The sequence below is a fragment of the Rhodococcus phenolicus genome (assembly GCF_001646785.1).
GTDB classification, from domain to species: Bacteria; Actinomycetota; Actinomycetes; order Mycobacteriales; family Mycobacteriaceae; genus Rhodococcus; species Rhodococcus phenolicus.
The window spans coordinates 1-1,152 of the sequence record NZ_LRRH01000176.1; the positions used below are offsets into that span (position 1 = coordinate 1).

Annotated in this window: 1 protein-coding gene; it reads right to left on the minus strand. The window is 58.6% G+C overall.

From position 1 onward, the window contains the following. Positions 1-320 precede the first annotated feature (320 nt). Positions 321-1,152 (minus strand): alpha/beta fold hydrolase (locus tag A8G15_RS28585; protein ID WP_245688050.1); only part of this gene is annotated, 832 nt, incomplete at its 5' end.

A 1,152-nucleotide genomic window follows, 5' to 3' on the forward strand; every position in this document is an offset into this window, starting at 1 on the left:
CGTGACGATCGAGCGATTCGATCATCCGCTAGATCCCCACCCGCATTCCATAGTCTCGCCACCCATAGTTGAGGGGGTCCGGGGTCAGCCCAGCTGTTCCGGCAAAAATTGATGTCGACGGCTTGTCGACCGCATAGTGTTCCACCGCGACGCCCGCGTAGAAGGCGACCTTCTTCCCGCCCGGCCACTCGAATCGTGGACGCTCAGTAATCGGTGAATAGTCGTAAAGCGAGTTGTGCATTAGATTCCAGCTTCCTCTTCGAAGTTGTTTGTATCAGACATCTGGTCTTTCGAGCACGAAAGACCGACGAAAGGTTCTGCTAAAGCGAGATGAACGCACCAACCGCGGCGTTGAACTTTTCGCGCTGGTCACGGAACACCTGATGACCAGCGTTGTTGATGAGATAGAGCGAGCTATCCAGGGTGTTGGCAGCGATCAGATCGAAGAGCCCCTTACCCATCGACACCGGCGCCGATCGATCATTGACTCCCCACACAACCAGCGTCGGCACCGGGATTCCTGCGTCGGCAAGCCGTTCCTGAACCCAACGCCTGCCCTCGCTGAGGCTAGGCAACCAGTGCTCCTCCGCATTGCGTGCATATCCGGCGACAGCGTCGAGCTGCTTTTCGCTCTCGAGCCACTTTGTGGCGATCTCGATGTAGTCCTCGGGCAGATCTCCCTCATTAACCGCCTGGGCAGCATGATAGTGACGGATCAACTCGGCCGAACCTCCGGGGGCAGTCCTTTCGACTCGCTCGTAGAAGTCCATGTCGGTTCCGACGGGCGGCGCCGGTGCCGCAGTCGCACTGCTGATGATGACCAGCTTCTTTACCATCTCAGGGTACTTCAACGCGAGAAGGACCGCCGTCATGCCGCCGCGCGAGTGACCCACCAGGGTCAGGTTCTTGAGCCCCAACTGAGTTGCAAAGTTCGCAACGTGTTCGGCGACCGCGTCGACAGTCCAGTCTTCGTCATTCAGCGGGAGACCAGTCTCGCCCTGACCGAGTTTGTCGACCGCGAGGACACGGCCGTACTCGCCGAAATCCTCTAGAACGTTGCCCCAGGATTCGATTCCGAGCGGTAGTGAGAACCCGAAATGCCCCCCATGGATGAGAGGAGGATCGGATCCTTGTCCTGGCCGTCGTCGAAAT